14 protein-coding genes and 1 pseudogene are annotated in these 17,882 nt (G+C 67.6%); 8 read left to right on the top strand and 7 right to left on the bottom strand.

Going from position 1 to position 17,882, the window contains the following annotated elements:
- Positions 1–130: 130 nt before the first annotated feature.
- The 3 genes from ENSA7_RS08250 (at position 131) to ENSA7_RS08240 (ending at position 5,236) form a co-directional block, all read left to right on the top strand.
- Positions 131–2,140, top strand: coding sequence for a nucleotide-binding protein (locus tag ENSA7_RS08250; protein ID WP_146157464.1), 2,010 nt, complete (start codon positions 131–133; stop codon positions 2,138–2,140).
- Between the two features lie 64 nt (positions 2,141–2,204).
- Positions 2,205–3,857 (top strand): DUF1592 domain-containing protein, encoded by a 1,653-nt coding sequence (locus tag ENSA7_RS08245; protein WP_244923753.1) that lies wholly within the window; start codon positions 2,205–2,207, stop codon positions 3,855–3,857.
- Positions 3,854–5,236, top strand: a complete 1,383-nt coding sequence (locus ENSA7_RS08240; RefSeq protein ID WP_244923752.1) for a DUF1552 domain-containing protein — start codon at positions 3,854–3,856, stop codon at positions 5,234–5,236. The genes ENSA7_RS08245 and ENSA7_RS08240 overlap by 4 nt, the downstream gene beginning before the upstream one ends.
- 77 nt (positions 5,237–5,313) lie before the next feature.
- Here the strand turns inward: ENSA7_RS08240 and ENSA7_RS08235 are convergent, their stop codons facing one another.
- Entirely contained in the window at positions 5,314–6,042 is a 729-nt protein-coding gene (locus ENSA7_RS08235) for an SDR family oxidoreductase (protein WP_244923751.1), read from the bottom strand.
- A 68-nt stretch (positions 6,043–6,110) separates the two neighbouring features.
- Between ENSA7_RS08235 and ENSA7_RS08230 the strand changes: the two genes are divergently transcribed.
- Genes ENSA7_RS08230 through ENSA7_RS08220 form a run of 3 tightly spaced genes read left to right on the top strand, consistent with a single transcriptional unit; the run spans position 6,111 to position 10,035 of the window.
- Positions 6,111–7,136 (top strand): aldo/keto reductase, encoded by a 1,026-nt coding sequence (locus tag ENSA7_RS08230; RefSeq protein WP_106088667.1) that lies wholly within the window; start codon positions 6,111–6,113, stop codon positions 7,134–7,136.
- A 5-nt stretch (positions 7,137–7,141) separates the two neighbouring features.
- Positions 7,142–7,822: a hypothetical protein gene (locus tag ENSA7_RS08225; protein ID WP_146157463.1), complete on the top strand. Its 681-nt coding sequence runs from the start codon at positions 7,142–7,144 to the stop codon at positions 7,820–7,822.
- A complete protein-coding gene (locus ENSA7_RS08220) occupies positions 7,822–10,035 on the top strand; it encodes an ATP-binding protein (protein ID WP_181233443.1) in 2,214 nt (737 codons plus the stop codon). The genes ENSA7_RS08225 and ENSA7_RS08220 overlap by 1 nt, the downstream gene beginning before the upstream one ends.
- On the opposite strand, the gene ENSA7_RS08215 is transcribed toward ENSA7_RS08220, so the two are convergent.
- The 6 genes from ENSA7_RS08215 to mmuM all read right to left on the bottom strand — a co-directional run bounded on the left by ENSA7_RS08215 (position 10,021) and on the right by mmuM (position 17,008).
- Entirely contained in the window at positions 10,021–11,319 is a 1,299-nt protein-coding gene (locus tag ENSA7_RS08215) for a protein kinase domain-containing protein (RefSeq protein ID WP_106088664.1), read from the bottom strand. The genes ENSA7_RS08220 and ENSA7_RS08215 overlap by 15 nt on opposite strands.
- Positions 11,320–11,545: 226 nt before the next feature.
- A complete protein-coding gene (locus tag ENSA7_RS08210) occupies positions 11,546–12,166 on the bottom strand; it encodes a hypothetical protein (RefSeq protein ID WP_146157462.1) in 621 nt (206 codons plus the stop codon).
- Positions 12,167–12,324: 158 nt separating this feature from the next.
- A complete protein-coding gene (locus tag ENSA7_RS08205; RefSeq protein WP_181233441.1) occupies positions 12,325–14,028 on the bottom strand; it encodes an FG-GAP-like repeat-containing protein in 1,704 nt (567 codons plus the stop codon).
- A gap of 31 nt (positions 14,029–14,059) precedes the next feature.
- Complete coding sequence (locus ENSA7_RS08200) at positions 14,060–15,301, bottom strand: Mur ligase family protein (protein WP_106088661.1); 1,242 nt, start codon at positions 15,299–15,301, stop codon at positions 14,060–14,062.
- An 80-nt stretch (positions 15,302–15,381) separates the two neighbouring features.
- A complete protein-coding gene (locus ENSA7_RS08195) occupies positions 15,382–15,924 on the bottom strand; it encodes a hypothetical protein (protein ID WP_146157460.1) in 543 nt (180 codons plus the stop codon).
- 145 nt (positions 15,925–16,069) lie between these two features.
- Positions 16,070–17,008: a homocysteine S-methyltransferase gene (gene mmuM / locus ENSA7_RS08190; RefSeq protein ID WP_106088659.1), complete on the bottom strand. Its 939-nt coding sequence runs from the start codon at positions 17,006–17,008 to the stop codon at positions 16,070–16,072.
- Positions 17,009–17,167: 159 nt separating this feature from the next.
- On the opposite strand from mmuM, the gene ENSA7_RS08185 reads away from it, so the two are divergent.
- On the top strand, positions 17,168–17,566 hold the full coding sequence (locus ENSA7_RS08185) for a hypothetical protein (protein WP_106088658.1): 399 nt from the start codon (positions 17,168–17,170) through the stop codon (positions 17,564–17,566).
- A gap of 127 nt (positions 17,567–17,693) precedes the next feature.
- A pseudogene (locus ENSA7_RS45000) lies at positions 17,694–17,882 on the top strand (hypothetical protein); the annotation flags it as partial.

The following is a 17,882-nucleotide window of genomic DNA, read 5'->3' as shown; positions in this document are numbered from 1 at the left end:
TGCGCGCATTCACTCTGTATCCGAACCGTCACCTCGCGCTCGCTACACACCCGAACCTGCGCAGCCGGCGATAAAACGCGCAAAGTTTGAGTTTGAGACCTCTCGGCAATGGGGGTATCAACACCGTCAAATGGATATTTCTCTTGCTTCGAAGCGGGTCGCGCTGCCCGTGGCGACCCTTGTGCTCATGCTCGGCTGCAAGGACACCACGGTACAAACGAGCGCGGAGTCCGAGACCGGGACCGACGGCGAGATGCCCGAGGTCGCCCCCGAGGAGCCGGTGTTCACTTGCGACGTTCCCGAGCTGTTTGCTCAGCGTTGCAGTGGTGAGACATGCCATGGCACCGGGGTGTCTTCTACGTCCGTTCTCGACCTGATCTCTCCAAATGTCGAAGCCAGGGTGTCTGGAGTCTCGGGCACGAATTGTGGCGGAATCCTCGCAGACTCGTCCAATCCTCAGGCCAGCCTGCTCTACACGAAGGTCACCCAACCCGACTGTGGCGTCTTGATGCCGCTCGGTGGTGATCCGCTCGGTGACGACGAGGTGACGTGCATGGAGTATTGGATCTCTGGCCTGCTGCCGCCGGAGGACGAATGCGACGATTGCCTGTGCGAGCCGGGCATCGTCGAGGATTGTTACAATGGCCCCGCGGGAACGGCCAACGTCGGTATGTGCAAGAGCGGAACGCATACATGCCTGACGAGCGGTCTGGGCTGGAGCGCGTGCGAGGGCGAGACCACGCCGCTCGGCGAGAACTGCTTCACCGCCGAGCTCGACGAGGACTGCGACGGTGCGGTCCCCGAGTGCACCGAGGTCTGGGCCCGTCGGTTCGGCAACCCCGACGACCAGGCGATTCGCTCGCTCGCGATCGACGAGAGCACCGGGGACATCTACAGCTTCGGCGACTTCGAGGGGGCCGTCAGCTTCGGCGGTGCGCCCCTCACCGCCGAGCCGTCGGATCCGCTGCGGCAGGACCTCGTGGTCACCAAGCATGACCGCTACGGAAACCCGCTGTGGAGCCGCAAGTTTGGCGATAGCAGCACCCAGATCGCCCAGAAGATGGCGATCGACAGCGAGGGCGAGCTCGTGTTTCTCGGCCGCATGTACGGCACGATCGACGTCGGCGGCGGCAAGCTCCACGCGTCCGGCGGCAACGACATCATCGTCTTCAAGCTCGACGGCGAGGGCAACCACATCTGGAGTCGGATCTTTGGCGGCAGCGAGCCTGACCGAGCCGCCCGTCTGACATTTGACGCCGAGGACAACGTCATCCTCACCGGGGCGTTCACGGGCACGGCCGACTTCGGCGCCGCCGAGCTCGTGGCTGCGGGCATGCGCGACGCCCTGGTCCTCCAGCTCGATCGCGACACGGGCGAGCCCACCTTTGCCCTGCAGATCGGCGGACCGGGCGACGACTATGGGTTTGGCGTCGACGTCGACCAAGACGGCGACGTCGTCATCGCTGGCCGGTTCGGCGCGCCGCTCGAGCTCGGCGGCGAGATGCTGACCCACTCCGGTGACCTCGACATCTACCTCGCTCGACTCGACGACGCGGGCGACGTCCTGTGGGCGCGGTCGTTCGGCGGCCCTGGCACCGACGAGATCCATGATCTCCGGCTCCAGGACAATGGCGACATCGTGCTGATCGGGGCGATCTCCGAGAGCGTGGACTTCGGCGGCGGCCCCCTGACCAGCGAGGGCGCGCGCGACATCTTCGTGGCCACGCTCGATGGCCAGGGCAATCATGTGTGGAGCGCCAGCTACGGCGACGCGACTGATCAATTCGAGGTCGGTGGCACCGAGAGCTGGCTCAGCCTGGCCCTGGCCGCCAACGGCGACATTCACATCGGCGGCGCGTTCTATGGGGTGCTCGACTTCGGCGGCGACGATCAGCTGATCACCGACGGCGACAAGCCCGACGTCTTTCACGCCCAGCTGAGCGCCGACGGCGACTACATCGGCGGCTGGCGGTTTGGCGACACCGGGTCGGACTTCGGTCACGACATCGCGATCACCGAATCGGGCTACGTGCTCCATGCCGGGCGCAGCCTCGGGCTCATGGTCGACTTCGGGGAGCTCGGTAGCTTCAAGAACGCCGGTCGCAGCGACGGCTTCCTCGTCAAGTTGGCCCCGCTGTGAGCCACCATTACCCGGGATCATGATTATGCCGGTATCTCGAATTACTACGATCGGCTTGGCTGTCTTGCTCCTGCTCCTCGCCTGTAGCTTGGGGTCGGGAGAGCTGGGCACGCACAGCGCACAAGGTGATGGTGACGGGGACGGGGAGGTGAAGTCGCCCCCCGAGCCCGGGCCCACCCCGATCCGCCGGCTCACGCGGGTCGAGTACAACAACACGGTCTACCAGCTGTTCGGCGACAACAGCCAGCCGGCCAACGCGTTCCCACCCGACGAAGAGGCCGGCGGATTCGACAACCAGGCCGACGTACTCGTCGTCAGCCCGCTGCTCGCCGAGCACTACCTGGTCGCGGCCGAGACCCTCGCGGCGACCCACACGCCGACCCTGGTGCAGGAACTCGTCAATTGTCAGGGTCTCCCGGTCGATCAGGCCAGCTGCGGCAGCGATGCCAACGAGTTCATTCGCAGCTTTGGCAAGCGCGTGTTTCGACGCCCGCTGACCGACGAGGAGGTCCAGACCTACGTCAGCTTGTTCACGGAGGGCGCGGCGCTCGATCAGGCGCCGTTCTCGGCGACCATGGGCATCCAGCTGGTCGTTCAGGCGTTGCTGCAGTCGTCAAACTTCATCTATCGGGTCGAGTTCGGCATGGCCGAGCCCGTCGACGGCGACGTGGTCGCCCTGACCCACTACGAGATCGCCTCGCGCCTGTCGTATCTGCTGTGGAACAGCATGCCCGACGCGATCTTGTTCGACGCCGCCGACGCCGGGCAGCTCGGTGACCCGGCCGAGATCGAGGCGCAGGCCCGGCGCATGCTCGCCACGCCGCGAGCCCGCGAGGCGGTCAGGAATTTCCACCGCCAGTGGCTGCAGCTCGACGCGATCGAGCCGCTGATTCTGGCGAGCGGCAAGGACCCCGGCCTGTACCCAGACTTCTACGACGGCCTGCCACTGCTGTGGCGCTCCGAGACCGAGGCGTTCATCGACCACGCGGTGTTCGAGGCGGACGCCAACGTCGAGCTCCTGTTCACGGCGCCCTACACGATGATGAATCAGGAGCTCGCCAACTTCTACGGCGTCGACGGCCCGGGCGGCGTCGAGTTCACCCGCGTCGACCTCGACCCTGGCAAGTACGCGGGATTCCTGACCCAGCCAGGGCTCCTGGCCCTGTTCGCAAAGCCCGATCGCTCGTCGCCGATCCACCGCGGTAAGTTCGTGCGCGAGACGATCCTGTGTCAGGTCCCGCCGCCGCCGCCCGACAACGTCCCCGAGCCACCCTCGGTGGACACGACCCAGACGACGCGGGAGCAGTTCGCCGAGCACTCGGAGAATCCAGTATGCGCAGGTTGCCACTCACTCATGGACCCGATCGGGTTTGGCTTCGAACACTTCGATGGCATCGGACGCTACCGCGAGACCGAGTGGGGTCTCGAGATCGACGCGACCGGCCAGCTCAATGGTACCGACATCGACGGAGCGTTCAACGGCGTCATCGAGCTTGCCCAGCTGCTCGCCAGCAGTGATCAAGTCAAGAACTGCGTGGTCAGTCAGTGGTTCCGATTTGGCTACGGCCGGATCGAGACCGAGCAGGACGAGTGCTCGGTCGACGAGATCCGAGCCGCCTTCGCCGCCTCCAACTACGACATCAAGGAGCTGATCGTCGCGCTCACGCAGACCGACGCGTTCCGCTACCGCCACGCGGTCCAGGAGAACTCGCCATGACCCTCATTCGCCGCATCCCCCTGACCCGACGTACGGTCCTGCGTGGCCTCGGTGGCCTCGCCCTTGGCCTGCCCCTGCTCGACGCCATGCGCGGGTCCCCGGCCCACGCGGGCGGGTCGGAGCACCCCAAGCGATTCATCGTCATGTACACGCCGAATGGCACGATCGCCAAGAATTTTTGGCCGACGAGCGTGCTCTCGGAGACCGAGTTTCAGCTCTCGCCAATCTTGACGCCGCTCGCCAAGCACAAAGACGATCTGCTCATCATCGGCGGCGTCGACATGCTCTCGGCGATGGCGCCCAACCTCGACGGCAAGTCCCCCGGTGACGCTCATCAAAAGGGCACCGGTGGGTGCCTGACCGCGACCGAGCTGCTCCCGGGTAACTTCATCGGCGGCGGCGGACAGACGGCGGGCTGGGCCGGCGGTATCTCGGTCGACCAGGCAATCGCCAATCACATCGGCCAAAACACACCCTATAAATCGGTCGAGCTCGGCGTCGCCGTACAGGGCGCCAACGTCGGCGGGCGGATCTCCTACCGCGGCCCCGGCCAGCCCCTGCCCCCAGAGAACAGCCCCTACGCCGCCTACCAGCGCCTGTTCGGGGACTCGCTCGGCGACCCGCTCGAGGTCGAGCAACGGATCGCCCGGCGCCACTCGGTGCTCGACGTGGTCGCCGAAGACTACAAGCGCCTGCGCGACCGGCTTGGGGGCGAAGACAGGGAGAAGCTCCACAACCACCTGCTCGGGATCGACGCGATCCGCGATCGACTCGACAAGGCCGTCGTCAAGTTCGACGGCGTCTGCCAGCCGCTCGACCTCGGCCCCGCGCTCGACGTCAACAAGATCGAGAACATGCCGATCATCGGCGGCCTGCAGATGGATCTCCTGGCGATGGCCTTCGCCTGCGACCTCACCCGGGTCGCAACCTTGATGTGGACCAACTCGACATCGAGCGCCGTGCTCTCCTTCATCGATCCCGCGATCAAGGACGGGCACCACGCCCTCGCCCACAAGGGTGACGAGGAGACGGTCAAGGTCCATCACAACACGCTGATCAACACCTGGTACGCCAGTCAACTCGGGGCATTGATCGATCGCCTGAAGGCGATCCCCGAGGGCGACGGAACGGTCTTCGACAATACGGTGATCCTGTGGACCAACGAGCAGGCCCGCGGCAACAATCATGACCGCCACGATCTGCCCTACGTGCTCGCAGGCGGCGTCGACAGCGTGTTCAACACAGGGCGCTACGTGGAGTTCCCCGGCGACACGGGCCACAACCGTCTCCTGGTCTCGCTGCTCAACGCGATGGACATCGACGCCACGGAGTTCGGCAACCCGATCTACGGAACGGGCCCGCTGAGCGGGCTGACGTGACGAAGGTTCGCAGCTCTGAGCGTCCGTGTGCGCCCGACCCCCGCGAACGACTCCCAAGTCCAGATATCGAGCCGCTCCTAGCTCACGCACGCCCGCAGTTGCTCGGTCTCCGCGAGCACCGCGTGCTCGCGTGCCTCACACGCCAGCTCGACGATCGCCGCCCCCAGCTGCGCCCCCGTCAGCGACGAGTAGCGAGCCTGGGTCCGCTTGGCCCCGAGCGCCCCGAGCAGTCCGAGCAGTCCGTCGCCGACGACCGACGCGATCCGCTCGGCCGCGCGGGTCTCATCGCGGTCGTCGCCCGTGATGAACCCCGGCCGCGCGACCAGGTAGGGGAGGCCGCTGCCCCGGATCGCCGCCTCGACCCGCTTGCGCACCCCCATGTAGGCGTTGACGGCTCGTCCGTCGGCGCCGAGCGCAGACAGGTACACGAACCGAGGGTTGCTGCCGCACGCGAGCGCGGCCTCGAGCAACATGATCGACAGGCCGTAGTCGACCGCCTCGTAGGTGTCGACGACCGCCGATCCGCTGCCCGATCCGCTGCCGCGCTTGCGGGTGGTCCCGAGCAGCGCGTGGACCTGGCTCGGCTGCAGGCGCGCGAGCGTGGCTCCGATCTCGTCGAGCCTCCACGCGGTGGTGTCGACGCGGGCTCCGACGGCCCCGAAATGTTTGCGCCAATGGTCGAGCCGCGAGCTGTCCGGCCGCACGTGGGCGACAGTCTCGAGCCCGCGTGCGACACACTCGCGCACGACCTCGCGCCCGGTGTAACCGGTCGCGCCAGCGATGAACACAGGTCCGCTCGTGGCCACGGGTGAACGTACACCGCAACCGACGGCGCTGTCAGATCGACCTGGAAGTGGGGCACCATGGCCGGCAAATGGAGTATCGCAAGCTCGGACACAGCGGCCTGAAGGTCTCGACCCTCTGCCTCGGCACCATGACCTTCGGCGAGGCCGACGAGAACTCGTTCATGCATGGGGTCGGCGCGAGCGAGGCCACCTCGTTTGCAATCATGGACAAGGCGCTCGACGCCGGCATCAATTTTTTCGACACCGCGGACGTCTACGGCAACGACGGCCTGACCGAGCGGGTGATCGGCAAGTGGTTCACGCAGGCCAAGCGCCGCGATGAGGTCGTGCTCGCGACCAAGTTTCGGTTTCGCATGGGCGAGGGCCCCAACAACACCGGGGCCTCGCGGCGGCGGATCGTGAAGACCGTCGAAGACAGCCTGCGCCGGCTCGCGACGGACCGCATCGATCTCTACCAGATCCACATGCAGGACATCGACACGCCCGAGCAAGAGACCCTGCGCGCCCTCGATGATCTGGTCCGGGCCGGCAAGGTGCTCTACATCGGCGCCAGCAACTACGCGGCCTACCGCCTGATGGAGAGCGTGATGACGAGCGAGCGGCTCGGGCTCGAGCGGTTCATCGCGCTGCAGGCTCAGTACAGCCTGGTCACCCGCGACATCGAGCGCGAGCACGTGCCCCTGTGCCGGTCGCATGAGCTCGGCATCATCCCGTGGTCGCCGCTGGCCGGCGGGTTCTTGACGGGCAAGTACGAGCAGGTCGGTGGGCCACCCGCGGGCAGCCGGCTCGACAAGTGGAAGCAGCGCTACGAGGGCTTCAACACCCCGCGCAACTGGGCGATCCTCGACGCGGTCAAGGCAATCGCAGCCGCGCACGAGTCAACCGCGGCGGCGGTCTCGCTGGCGTGGTTGCTGAAGAAGCCGGCGGTGACCTCGGTGATCTTCGGGGCTCGCAGCGTCGCGCAGCTCGACGACAACCTCAAAGCCGCGCAGCTCGAGCTGAGCGACGCCGACATGCAGCGGCTCGACGAGGCCAGCGCGTTCGAGCTTGGCTACCCCTACAGCATGATCAAGGGCATCCAAGCCAGCTGGTGACGCGCATGCCCGACGCCGTCGCGCCCCACGCCGCTGTCGCCGAGAGCGGTCTGAGCTACATCGAGCGCGCGCTCGGTGGCTCGTGGGGCGCGCTGGTCGTCACGCCCACCGAGAAGATCGACTGGGACCGGTCCAAGCTCGAGCAGATGCGGCGTCGCGTGGCCAACTCCCCGCGCGACGCCGAGATCATCAACGCGTTCGTCAGCGCCCGCACGAGGCCGCGGGTGTTCGTGTTTCGTGGGGCCAACGACGACGCGTCCGCGAGAGTCCGCTTCGATCCCGAGCTCGACGATCACGAGCGCGAGGAGCTCGGCGACCTGTTGTTCGCCTCGCATGTCCGGGTCCTGCGTGGGCTGCTCGCCGCTGGTGCCCATCTGTTTGTCTACGTCGACTGGCCGAGCTCGACGCTGGCATTGTTCGGGCGGGCCATGGGTCGGCTGGCCGACGCGCGGGCGACCGCGCTGGCGGGCCAGGTGTCGCGCTCGAGCGCCCGCATCTTGCGGATGGATCTGTGGATCTTCTCGCGGCTCACGCTGTACTGCGCCCAGCCGTTCGCGGACGTGATCGGCGAGTTCTTGCCCGAGCACCTGCCGCTGCTCGACCGCCGGGCCGAGCGTGTCGCTCGACTGACCGAGGGGATCCCGAGCGAGGCGTTCGAGCTTCGGCTCGAGAGCGTGGACCCATGATGCCCGATCTAACCGAGGCGGCGACGCGCAACGCGGAGACCATGGACGATGGATCGCGGTGGCGGTCCGAGGTCGTCGAGCCGGTCTGCTGGGCGGCCCTGCTCGCGGCCGTCGGCTCCACGATCGTCGGGGCGGTGCTCGCCCAGCTGATCACCGTGACCACGTGGGTGACGCTGAGCTCCGCGGTCCCGCTGACTGTTGCGCTGTGGTTGACGCGCCAGGGCCGAGTGCGGAGTGGGGCGTTGCTGCTGGTGCTCTCGATCTACGCTCTGATCACGGTCACGGCCGTGTGGACGACGCCCGTGCTCGACGTCGTCTACCTCTACGCCATCGCGATCTTCATGGCCGGCCTGGCCCTGGGTCGCCAGGCGATCGCAGCGTTGGCGGTTGTTGGCGGCGTGCTGGTCGTGGGTCTGCTGTTGGCGGAGCAGCGCGGGCTGCTGCCTGTGCCCGACTACCCCGGGGGCGTGACCACGACGGTGATCGCGGCGCTGACGGGGCTGCTGATGGCGGCGTGGGCGGTCTCGCGGGCCGTGGCCGCGACCGAGCGCGCCCGCGCAGGCTGGCTGGCGACCACCGAGAAGCTGCAGACGGTGCTGGCCGAGCTCGAGGTCCGCGTCGAGCAGCGGACCGCGGCGCTGAGCAAGGCCAACGCCAAGCTCCACGACGAGGTTCAGATCCGTAACTTGATCCACGCCGACTTGCTCGACGCCCGCAACGAGGCCGAGGCCGCGACCGAGGCCAAGGCTCGGTTCGTGGCCAACGTGTCCCACGAGATCCGCACGCCGCTCAACGGGATCCTGGGGATCGGTGACTTGCTCGCCCAGGCCGATCTCCCCGAGCCGGCTCGCCGTCACGTCGAGACCATCCGCAACTGCGGAACCACCATGGTCGGGCTCGTCAACGACGTGCTCGATTTCTCGCGGCTCGAGGCCGAGGGCGTGGAGCTGCAACAGCTCGATTTTGGGCTGACCAACGCGCTCGAGGGGGCGCTCGCGCCGTTGCAGGTCGTCGCGGCCCGGCGCCAGCTCGCGCTGGGCTTGAAGGTCGACGACGCGATCCCCCGGTGGCTGCGCGGGGACCCCAACCGGCTGTCGCAGATCGTCGCCAACCTGGCCGGAAACGCCGTCAAGTTCACGCCCGAAGGTAGCGTCAGCGTCGAGGCCGATCTCGATCACCTCGATCCCGACGGCGTGTGGGTCCGGGTCCGGGTTCGTGACACGGGCGTCGGCATGAGCGAGGACGCGGCTCAGCGCGTGTTCGAGCCGTTCGTCCAGGCCGACTCGTCGACCACCCGCGAGTACGGCGGGACCGGGCTCGGGCTGACGATCGCCAAGCAATTGGTCGAGCAGATGGGTGGGGAGCTGACCCTCGAGTCCACGCTGGGCCTGGGCACCAGCTTCGAATTCACGCTGAAGTTCGCCGCGCCGATCGCCCCGCTGCCCGGTGAGCTCGCGTCGCCCTGGTGGACGGTCGAGCGCGTGAGCGCTCCGCTCGAGGTGCTGATCGTCGAGGACAACCCCGTGAACCTCGAGGTCAGCGACGCGATGCTGGCCCGGCTCGGCCACACCCGGGTGCCCGCGACCACCGGCTCCGACGCGCTCGAGCTGCTGTTTGCCCGCCGCTTCGACGTGGTCTTGATGGACTGTCAGCTCCCGGGCATGGACGGCCTCGAGCTGACGCGGGCGGTTCGGGGCCGGCCGGGGCCCAACCGCGAGACCCCGTTCATCGCCGTCACAGCCCACGACTCCGAGCGCCAGCGCGAGCTGACGATCGCGGCCGGGATGCACGAGTTCGTCGCCAAACCAGTGCGCTTCGAGGTCCTCGCTGCGGCCCTGCGCGCGGTGGCTCCGGGCCGCCACAGTCGGCTCGATCCCCAGACGCTCGCCGAGCTGCGCGAGCTCGAGGGGGTCAAGCCCGGGTTGCTCGCCAGCATGAGCCGCCAATTCCTCGAGCAGTCGGAGCGGCAGGTTCAGCTGATCGAGCAGGCCGGCGGCGAGGCCCTCGCGGCGGTGGCCGAGGCCGCTCACGCGCTCAAGGGATCGAGCGCGGCCATGGGCGCTCGCGCGCTCGCTGGTGTCGCGGCGCTGATCGAGGCCGACGCCCGCTCGGGCCGTGCGTCGGGTCTGCGCGTCGCCGAGCTGCGCGCGACCTTCGAGGCTGTCCGACCCGAGCTCTCGGCCCTGACCAACCTCGGGTCAAGCTCTGACTAGCATTCTGCGGACCACGGCACGGAGCGCCCAGGGCTCGAAGGGCTTGGCCAAGAACCCGTCGGCGCCGAGGATCGTCAGCCGATCCCAGTCGTCCTGGGCAGCGGTCCCGGTGATCGCGATGATCGGCACATGCCGGGTCCGGGCCCGGGCACGGAGCGTCTTGACGACCTCGAAGCCGGTCATCTCGGGCATGTTGAGGTCGGTGATGACCAGCTGCGGTGGGTTGCGGATCGCGTCGGTGAGCGCGGCCACCGGGCTGGCGAAGCACGCCACGGTCGCGTCGGGCAGCACGGCGTGGAGCGAGGCCTCGAGCCAGGGGTGCATGACGAGGTCGTCCTCGATCGCGAGGATCCGCGGCCCGACCACGGCGCTGGTCCGGCTCGACAGCGCGTCCATGCACGCGCCGAGCAGCTCGTCCGCCCGGCGCGGCCGGAACCCCGGGTGTTTGGACAGGGCCTGCGTGACCGGTCGATCGAGCTCGACGGGCAGCCCCGGTCGCAGCGAGCTGGGCCTGGGTGAGTCGGTGTTGAGCTGCCGCCCGACCACGCCCTCGATGGTGTCGTTGCCAAACGGCATCTGACCGGCGAACAGGATGAAGGCGAGGACCCCGAGGCTATAGATGTCGGCGGCGGTCCGCAGCGGGGCCGGAATCGGCTCGCCGCGGATGATCTCCGGGGCGATGAAGCCGATCGTGCCGCCGCGCCGCATCCCCTGCTTGCGGGCCCACTCGGCCAGCCCGAAGTCGGTGATCCCCAGGCGCGACGCGGGCCCAATGATCATGTTCGACGGCTTGAGATCGTTGTGGGTCGCGCCGGCCTCATGGATCGCGGCGACGCCTCGACACATCTGCTCGAACAGACCGATCGCGTCATCGAGTGCCAGGTCATGGTTGCGCTCGTCGAGGTAGGCCTGCAGCGTCGGCCCCGGCAGGTACTCCATGACCAGGTAGGGCGTGCCCTCCCATTGACCGACGCCGTGGATGCCGACCACGTTCGGATGGCGGATCCTCGCCATCGCCCGCGCCTCGTTCAAGAACCGGGTGCGCTGCGCCTCGAGCTCGGTCAGCGTGGGGTGGAGAAACTTGAGCGCGACCGGCCGATCCAACATCTCGTCGTGGGCCAGCATCACCGTGCCGCCGCCGCCACGACCCTGCAGGCGCTGGACCCGGTAGACATGCTCGAGCAGCTCACCGGGCTCGGGCGCGAGCGGGTTGCTGGGCGGCGCATCGTCGACCAATGTCACGGCGTCAGCCGGTGTGTCGATCCGCTTTCGATAGTTCGCCACCTATTCATACGATAGACCTTTAGTCGCGCCGAGCGCGGCTCACTTTTGGTAGTTCGTCGGGTTCGTGGCAGCAAAGTTGGCGCGTATCACGGCACCTCTCCCCGCAAACAATGCATCATCGCGAAAGTATGTGGGTTGGCGACCCCGAGGCGCGAACCGACCGCAGCCGGAACCGCCCCGGAAGCGCGAAAGGGGTCGTCGGATCAATCAGATCGAGACGTCGCGCTCAGCAGTTCAGCTCGTCGGACCCGTCGGGGCAGTCCTCGACCGTGTCGCACGCGAGCTCGGCCGGGATGTGATAGCCGTCCTCGCACACGAAGCTCTCGAGACCGCACCCTTCGATCTCGTCCGAGGCGTCGAAGCAGTCCTCGAACTCATCACACAGGTAGCTCTCGGGGATCTCCATGCCGTCGCCGCAGTGCGCGGCCGGGATACCGCAGCCCGAGATCTCGTCGGAGTAGTCGGGACAGTCGGCCTCTTCATCGCACACGAAGTCGAGTGGGATCGTCGAGCCGTCGGTGCACATCCAGCTGTCGCCGTCGCCGTCGCCGTCGCCGTCGCCGTCGCCGGGATCGCCGTCGCCATCGCCGGGATCGCCGTCGCCGTCGCCGCTGGGATCACCGTCGCCGTCGCCGTCGCCGCTGGGATCGCCGTCGCCGTCGCCTTGCTCGGAGCCGGTCTCGGCGGTGTCACCATCGCCGTCGCCGTTGTTGGTGCTCGAGTCCGAGTCGTTGCTGGAGACGATCAGGCAGCCGCTGGAGGCCGCGAGGCCCTGGCTCATGAACGCGGTGATGGCCAAGAATTTTTTGAGGTCGATCTTCATGTTGAGCTCCGAAATCAGGATCAAAGGTGCCAGGCTCGGTCGCTCGTGGTCGAGCAGCAAGGCGCCGAAAATGGCACCGAGGGCCGTGTGGGCACGCACTGCAAGCGCGTCGAAACGCTTGAATATGACTGGATGGGCGCCGACCTTGGGGACGGCGCGAGCGCTGGGCTGAGATCTGGCGCTCAGCCCTGCGGCTCTGGCAGGCACAGCCCGCCGCCCTCGATCTGCGCTTGCGTACGGAAGGTGTTGAGTCCCTCCCAGTTGGGCGGCTCGAATTGCGGGATGGTCCCGTCTTCGCGCACATTGGTCACGTGGTAAGTGTGTTGATTCCAGATTCGGCGGCCTTGAATCCAGCGATCTTGGACGTCTCGGATCGCGCGTACAGTATAGGGAAAGTTGCCGCCAAAGCCAGAATTCGAGACCACGAGGATCTCCGCCGAGCCGTCATTGTCGATGTCGGCGACGACCGGGAACTCGATGATCGTCCCGCTCTTGCGCGGGGTCGAGAGCAGCTCGAAGCCGGTCTCGTCGTAGACGTGCAGGTTGTTCTCGTCGGCGTACACGGTCTGAGCCTGGCCCGCGCCCAGGAAGTCGAAGGCCGTCCCGCCGGCCTGGCCGCTGGGGTCGGCGATGTTGGCCGACCACACGGTGCTCTGGTCGAACTCCCACACGCCGTAGTGCTGGGGCGCGCTGGCGCCAAATTCGGGGAAGCCGTCGCCGTCGAGGTCGTGAATGTTGAGCGGTCGGTTCCAGTCGCCCGCCTCGCCGGTCGGCCGAAACTGTGACCAGACCACGCTGCCGTCGGACTCGAGCAGGTAGATCCCGTTGTCGACCGCGACGACGACCTCCGGCTCGCCGTCATCATCGACGTCGGCGACCTGCGGATGCGATGCGATGCTGGGGGTCGCCGCGACGATCTGCTGGTTGAGAAAGTACTGGGTTCCGTCCGGGCGCCAGGCGCCGACCCCCGTGATGATCTCCAGCTGCTGGTCACCGTCGAGGTCCGCGGCCGTCGACGCGCTGTAGATGTGGTCGCCCGGCTGGGCCCAGATCTGCTGACCCGTGTGGTCGTAGAGCACGTGGCCCGCGATGATCTCGACGTCCCCGTCGGCGTCGACGTCGGCCAGGGCGATCGCGCTGGACTGGGCCGAACCCCAGACCGTGTCGCTGGTCCACTTGAGCGCGCCGTCGTGCTCGAACGCGAGCAGCCGCCCGCTGCCGCCCGGCTGGACCGAGATGATCTCTGGCAGCCCGTCACCGTCGATGTCGCCGGTCGCCGGGGTCGCGCCAAATTGCACGAGCGCGGCAAACTCGAACTGGAGCTCGCCGGTCTCGCCGTCGAGCGCGAACATCTTGGACGGCTTGGTATCGCTCAGCTGCCCGCTGGGGCCGGCGACCACGATCACGTCGGGGATGTCGCACAGGTCGATCTCGCCGTCGTCGTTGTCGTCGGTCAGGTTGATGACGAGCGGCGAGACGATCGACTCGTCGAAGCCGGGCGGGCCCATGAAGGTCCACTGCACGTCGGGGTCGAAGCTGTCGGGCGGCGCCGACTCGCGGCAGATCCCGACCGCGTCCATGTCGTCGACGACCTTGCAGCTGGGCGGCGGCGGCTCGTCGTCGGTGTCGGGGAGCTGCGCCATGTCGAACTTGGTGCCGCCCTCGGCGCTGTCGCTGGTGTCCGTGTCGGAGTCGGTGTCGGTCGAGCTGGTCGGCGACGAGGTCTCGGTCGAGCTGTCGTCGCCCGTCTCGGTGTCGTTCGGCGCGGCCGTGATCGGGCCCGGACCGTCGAGTATCAAGCCGCCCTCGTCGGACGAACCGCCGCAGCCCACAATTGAGCTCAGGCAGATTACAGACAGCGCAGACACTCGAGGGATGGACAACATGGGCATACCTTTTCAAGGTTAACGCGCAAAATCAACCTGGGTCGAGCAGCCGCCTGATCTGCTCCACGTCCGAGAACGGGAGGGTGCGCCCGTTGACGACCTGGCCGGTCTCGTGGCCCTTGCCTGCGACCACGACCACGTCGCCCGGGCCTGCCTCGTGGAGGGCGAGCTCGATCGCCCGGGCTCGATCGAGCTCGACGACAACCCGGGCCTCGCCGCGGCGCAGCCCAACGAGCAGCATGTCGGCGATCAACTGGGGATCCTCGCCACGCGGGTTGTCGCTGGTGACGATCGCCAGCTCGGCCCCCGCGCCCACGGTCGCGCCCATGGGCTCACGCTTGTCCGCGCTCGCGTTCCCGCCCGCCCCAAACACCACGATCACTCGCCCGCTGGCGCCCGCGAGCTGGCGAGCCGTCGCGCAGGTGTGCGCGAGCGCGTCGGGGCTGTGGGCGTAGTCCACGGCGATCACCGGGCCCTGGGTATCAGCGCAGAGGATCTCGAACCGACCGGGGACCACTGGGCACGCCGCGATCCCCCGGGCCACGGCCTCGCCGGGGAGCCCTGCCGCGAGGCCAGCGAGCGCGGCCGCGAGCGCGTTCTCGCCGAACACCTCGCCGACCATGCGCGTGCGTAGCTCGCCGCCGAGCTGGTCCGCGAGCGGCGACGCGAGCAGCTCGACCCGAGTCCCGGTCGGCGTGACCTGAACCCGCGCGGCCTCCAGATCTGCGGGGCAGTGGGTCGGACCGCGCGACGGGACCGCAAAGTAGCGGCGCACCACGTCGGCCGGCATCGCTTGATCAATGAACGCCGCGTACGGATCCCCCGCGTTGAGCACGGCCGTGCGCCCGGGCCCAAGGTGCACGAATAGCTGGGCCTTGGCGGCCAGGTAGTGCTCCCAGGTCTTGTGGGTTGCGAGGTGATCGGGCGAGAGGTTGGTGAACACGCCAAGGTCGAAGCGCCACGCCCGGGCGTAGCCCTGCGCGAGCGCCAGGCTCGTCGCCTCGAGCACGGCGTGACGACAGCCGCGGGTGGCCGCGTGCCGCATGGTCGCCAGGAAGTCGTGAAAATTCTTGCCGCGCGGCAGGGTCTCGCCGTCGAGCTCGACCCCCACCGTGCCCACCCGCAGCGTCGAGTGCCCGGCAGCCGCGACCGCGGCCGCGAGCAGGTGCGTGGTCGAAGTCTTGCCGTTGGTGCCGGTCACACCGAAGCTGAACATATCCTCGGCCCACGCAGCCGCGGGCGGGACCGGTCGGGTCGCTGTTGCTGTGTGCATGTCCGCGCGCGAATAATCCCACAGTTGGGGCGCGCGCGTGGATTCGGGTTTACTCGCGGCCGAGTTTGGCCGCGGCCCCTCTACACACCTTTTTCATTGCAGTAGCCGATCGCGCCACCGGCCGCGGCTCCGATCGCGGCGCCCAGACCAGCTCCAAAGCCCCCACCAGCGATCCCACCGATCACCCCGCCGAGCACACCACCGACGACCGCTCCGACCCCCGCGTTGCCCGGGATCACGTCCAGCTTGGCTGCGGCGCCCTTCGGCATCGAGGCCCGTTGCATGTGCAGGTTGACGAGCGAAGCGCTGGCGGCGCTGGAGATCGCCAGCGCGACGGGGCTGGCCTTGCTCGACATCGCCATCTCTTTGTACATCTGGCGCAGCTCCATCGCCGCGCCCGCGATGTCGGGGTTCTTGCGGGTCGAGCGGAGCACCGTCCGGGCGATCGCCTTGAGATCCTTGGCCTCGGGCCGCGAGATGTGACCGTCGGCCTGCAGGCGATCAATGCCTACTTGAATCGCGCGGGCTTGGTTGTTTTTGTGGTCCTCCATGATGCGCGTGACCTCTTGCATCACGAACACGCCCATGTCCCCGGCGCTCATTGCCAGCGAACGGACGCCCATCGCCGAATCGAGGGAGCTGCAGAATGACGCGCCTTGCATTGACGCGGCTTGTTTCTTACTCTTCTTTTTTGTAGCCATTTGTTGTATCGCTCTCGGTATTCTTGAAGTAGCCCCTTTCCGATCACCATCCATAGGTCATGTGGCATTATATGATCCCACCTGCGCGGGCGCGGCGGAGCTGGGCGAGCGCGCGGACGTGACCTGGGCCGGTCCGGCAGCACCCGCCGATCATGCGCGCGCCCGCGTCTAGCCACCGACCCGCGAGCTCGGTGAACTGCTCGAGCTCGGTCTGGGGGCCCGTCCACGCGTGCTCGACCCACCGCTCCCCGGAGTTTGGGTACGCGAAGATCACCTCGCCCGAGCCCGCGCTGGCCTCGAGCGTGACGAGGGCGTCGATCGCCGGCAGGACTTCGCGCGGGTCCACGCAGTTGACCCCGATGGCCGCGATCCGTGGGTGCCCGAGCAACGGGGCCACGGCCTCACGCAGCGGCGTTCCGTCACTCACTGCCACGTCCGACCCCGGCCGCAGTGAGAACGACACCCAGGCGCACGGACCCGAGCTGGCGTTTAGGAGCTCGGCGATCGCCGCGGCCTCGAGCGCGCTGGGGATGGTCTCGAACGCGAGCAGGTCGGGCCCCGCCGCGCTCAGCACGGCGACGCGCGGTGAGTGAAACGCGACGAGGGCCGCGCGGTCGAGCCCGTAGTCGCCGCGGTACTCCGAACCATCGGCCAAGAACGCCCCGAAGCTGCCGATTGACGCGGCGACCAGCGTGCTTGGGGACGCGGCGGCCCGCGCAATCACGACCGAGTCTCGCAGCAAGGCGTGCGCCGAATCCTCGTCGAGCCCGCGCGCGAGCAACCCGGGGATCGTCGCCTGGTAGCTGGCGGTCGTGATCAGATCGGCCCCAGCTTCGACATAACGACGGTGTACCGCCCGCACCCGCGCGGGCTGCTCGATCAACATTTTGGCCGACCACAACGGGTCATCGAGTGTCGCACCATCGCGCTCTAACTCGGTGGCCAGCCCACCATCGAGGATCACAAAGGGCGCGCGCTCGAGCAGTTCGCGAAGGCGGTTGATCATTCGCGTGAATGATGGCAGAAAATGTGGCCACGCCTAGAAGGATGGCGCTCGAAAACCGGTGAACGTCGCCGGAAGTCCGAGCTGTGCGCAGGCATGTACCTTGCAACTCCAGCGCCCATATGCGGCGGGGTACGATGACTCGCCACGGAGGAGACACCCATGATCGCCCTACTCGCAGCCAAACTCACCCTCGCACTCTTTACCCCGCTGCTAATTGGATCACTTCTGGCGTTATGCATCTTCGGGCTGGGGCGTATGGTGGCTTCCCGAAAGTTCACCCGTGCACTCGATGACGATGATGATATGCCCGACGCTGCGGGCGAGCTACCCCGGGCAATCCACCACAATGCCCCGCTCGCTGGCTTCCGTGAGTCGTCGAGGCCAGTGGGCGCAGATATTGCTTTGGAGTCGGTGGCGATAGACGATGGGGTGCCGGTCGCCTTCGAGTTTCAACGCACGCGTGAATTCTTGCGCTCGCAGAGTCGCAAGGTCCTCGCGGTCGCGGAGACCGAGGAGGAGACGACTCGGTTTGACCGGGCGTATCTCGTCGGCGATTGAGAGGTCGCCTGTTTCAAGCCTGATCCGGGCACTGATCCGGGCACTGATCCACTGATCCGGGGCTCGGGCGAGGCGAGCGCGCACGATGTGCGGCTCCGAAGTCGTCGCGCTCGGGTACAATGCGCCGATGGTCGGTCTTCGGGTGCGCTCAGTGGCTGTGTTGGCCACCTCGATGTTCGTCGAAGCCTGTTTCGTCCCCAACCCCGACTATGCGGGTGTCGACATGGGGGCGACGGAGGCAGGTGACTCGGGTAGCAGCGGCGGCGCCGAGGGCGGTGAAGGTGTCGGAGACGGGGACGGGGACGGGGACGCAGAC

This window comes from Enhygromyxa salina (assembly GCF_002994635.1).
Taxonomy (GTDB): domain Bacteria; phylum Myxococcota_A; class Polyangia; order Nannocystales; family Nannocystaceae; genus Plesiocystis; species Plesiocystis salina_B.
This window is presented reverse-complemented; position numbering and strand designations above follow the sequence as displayed.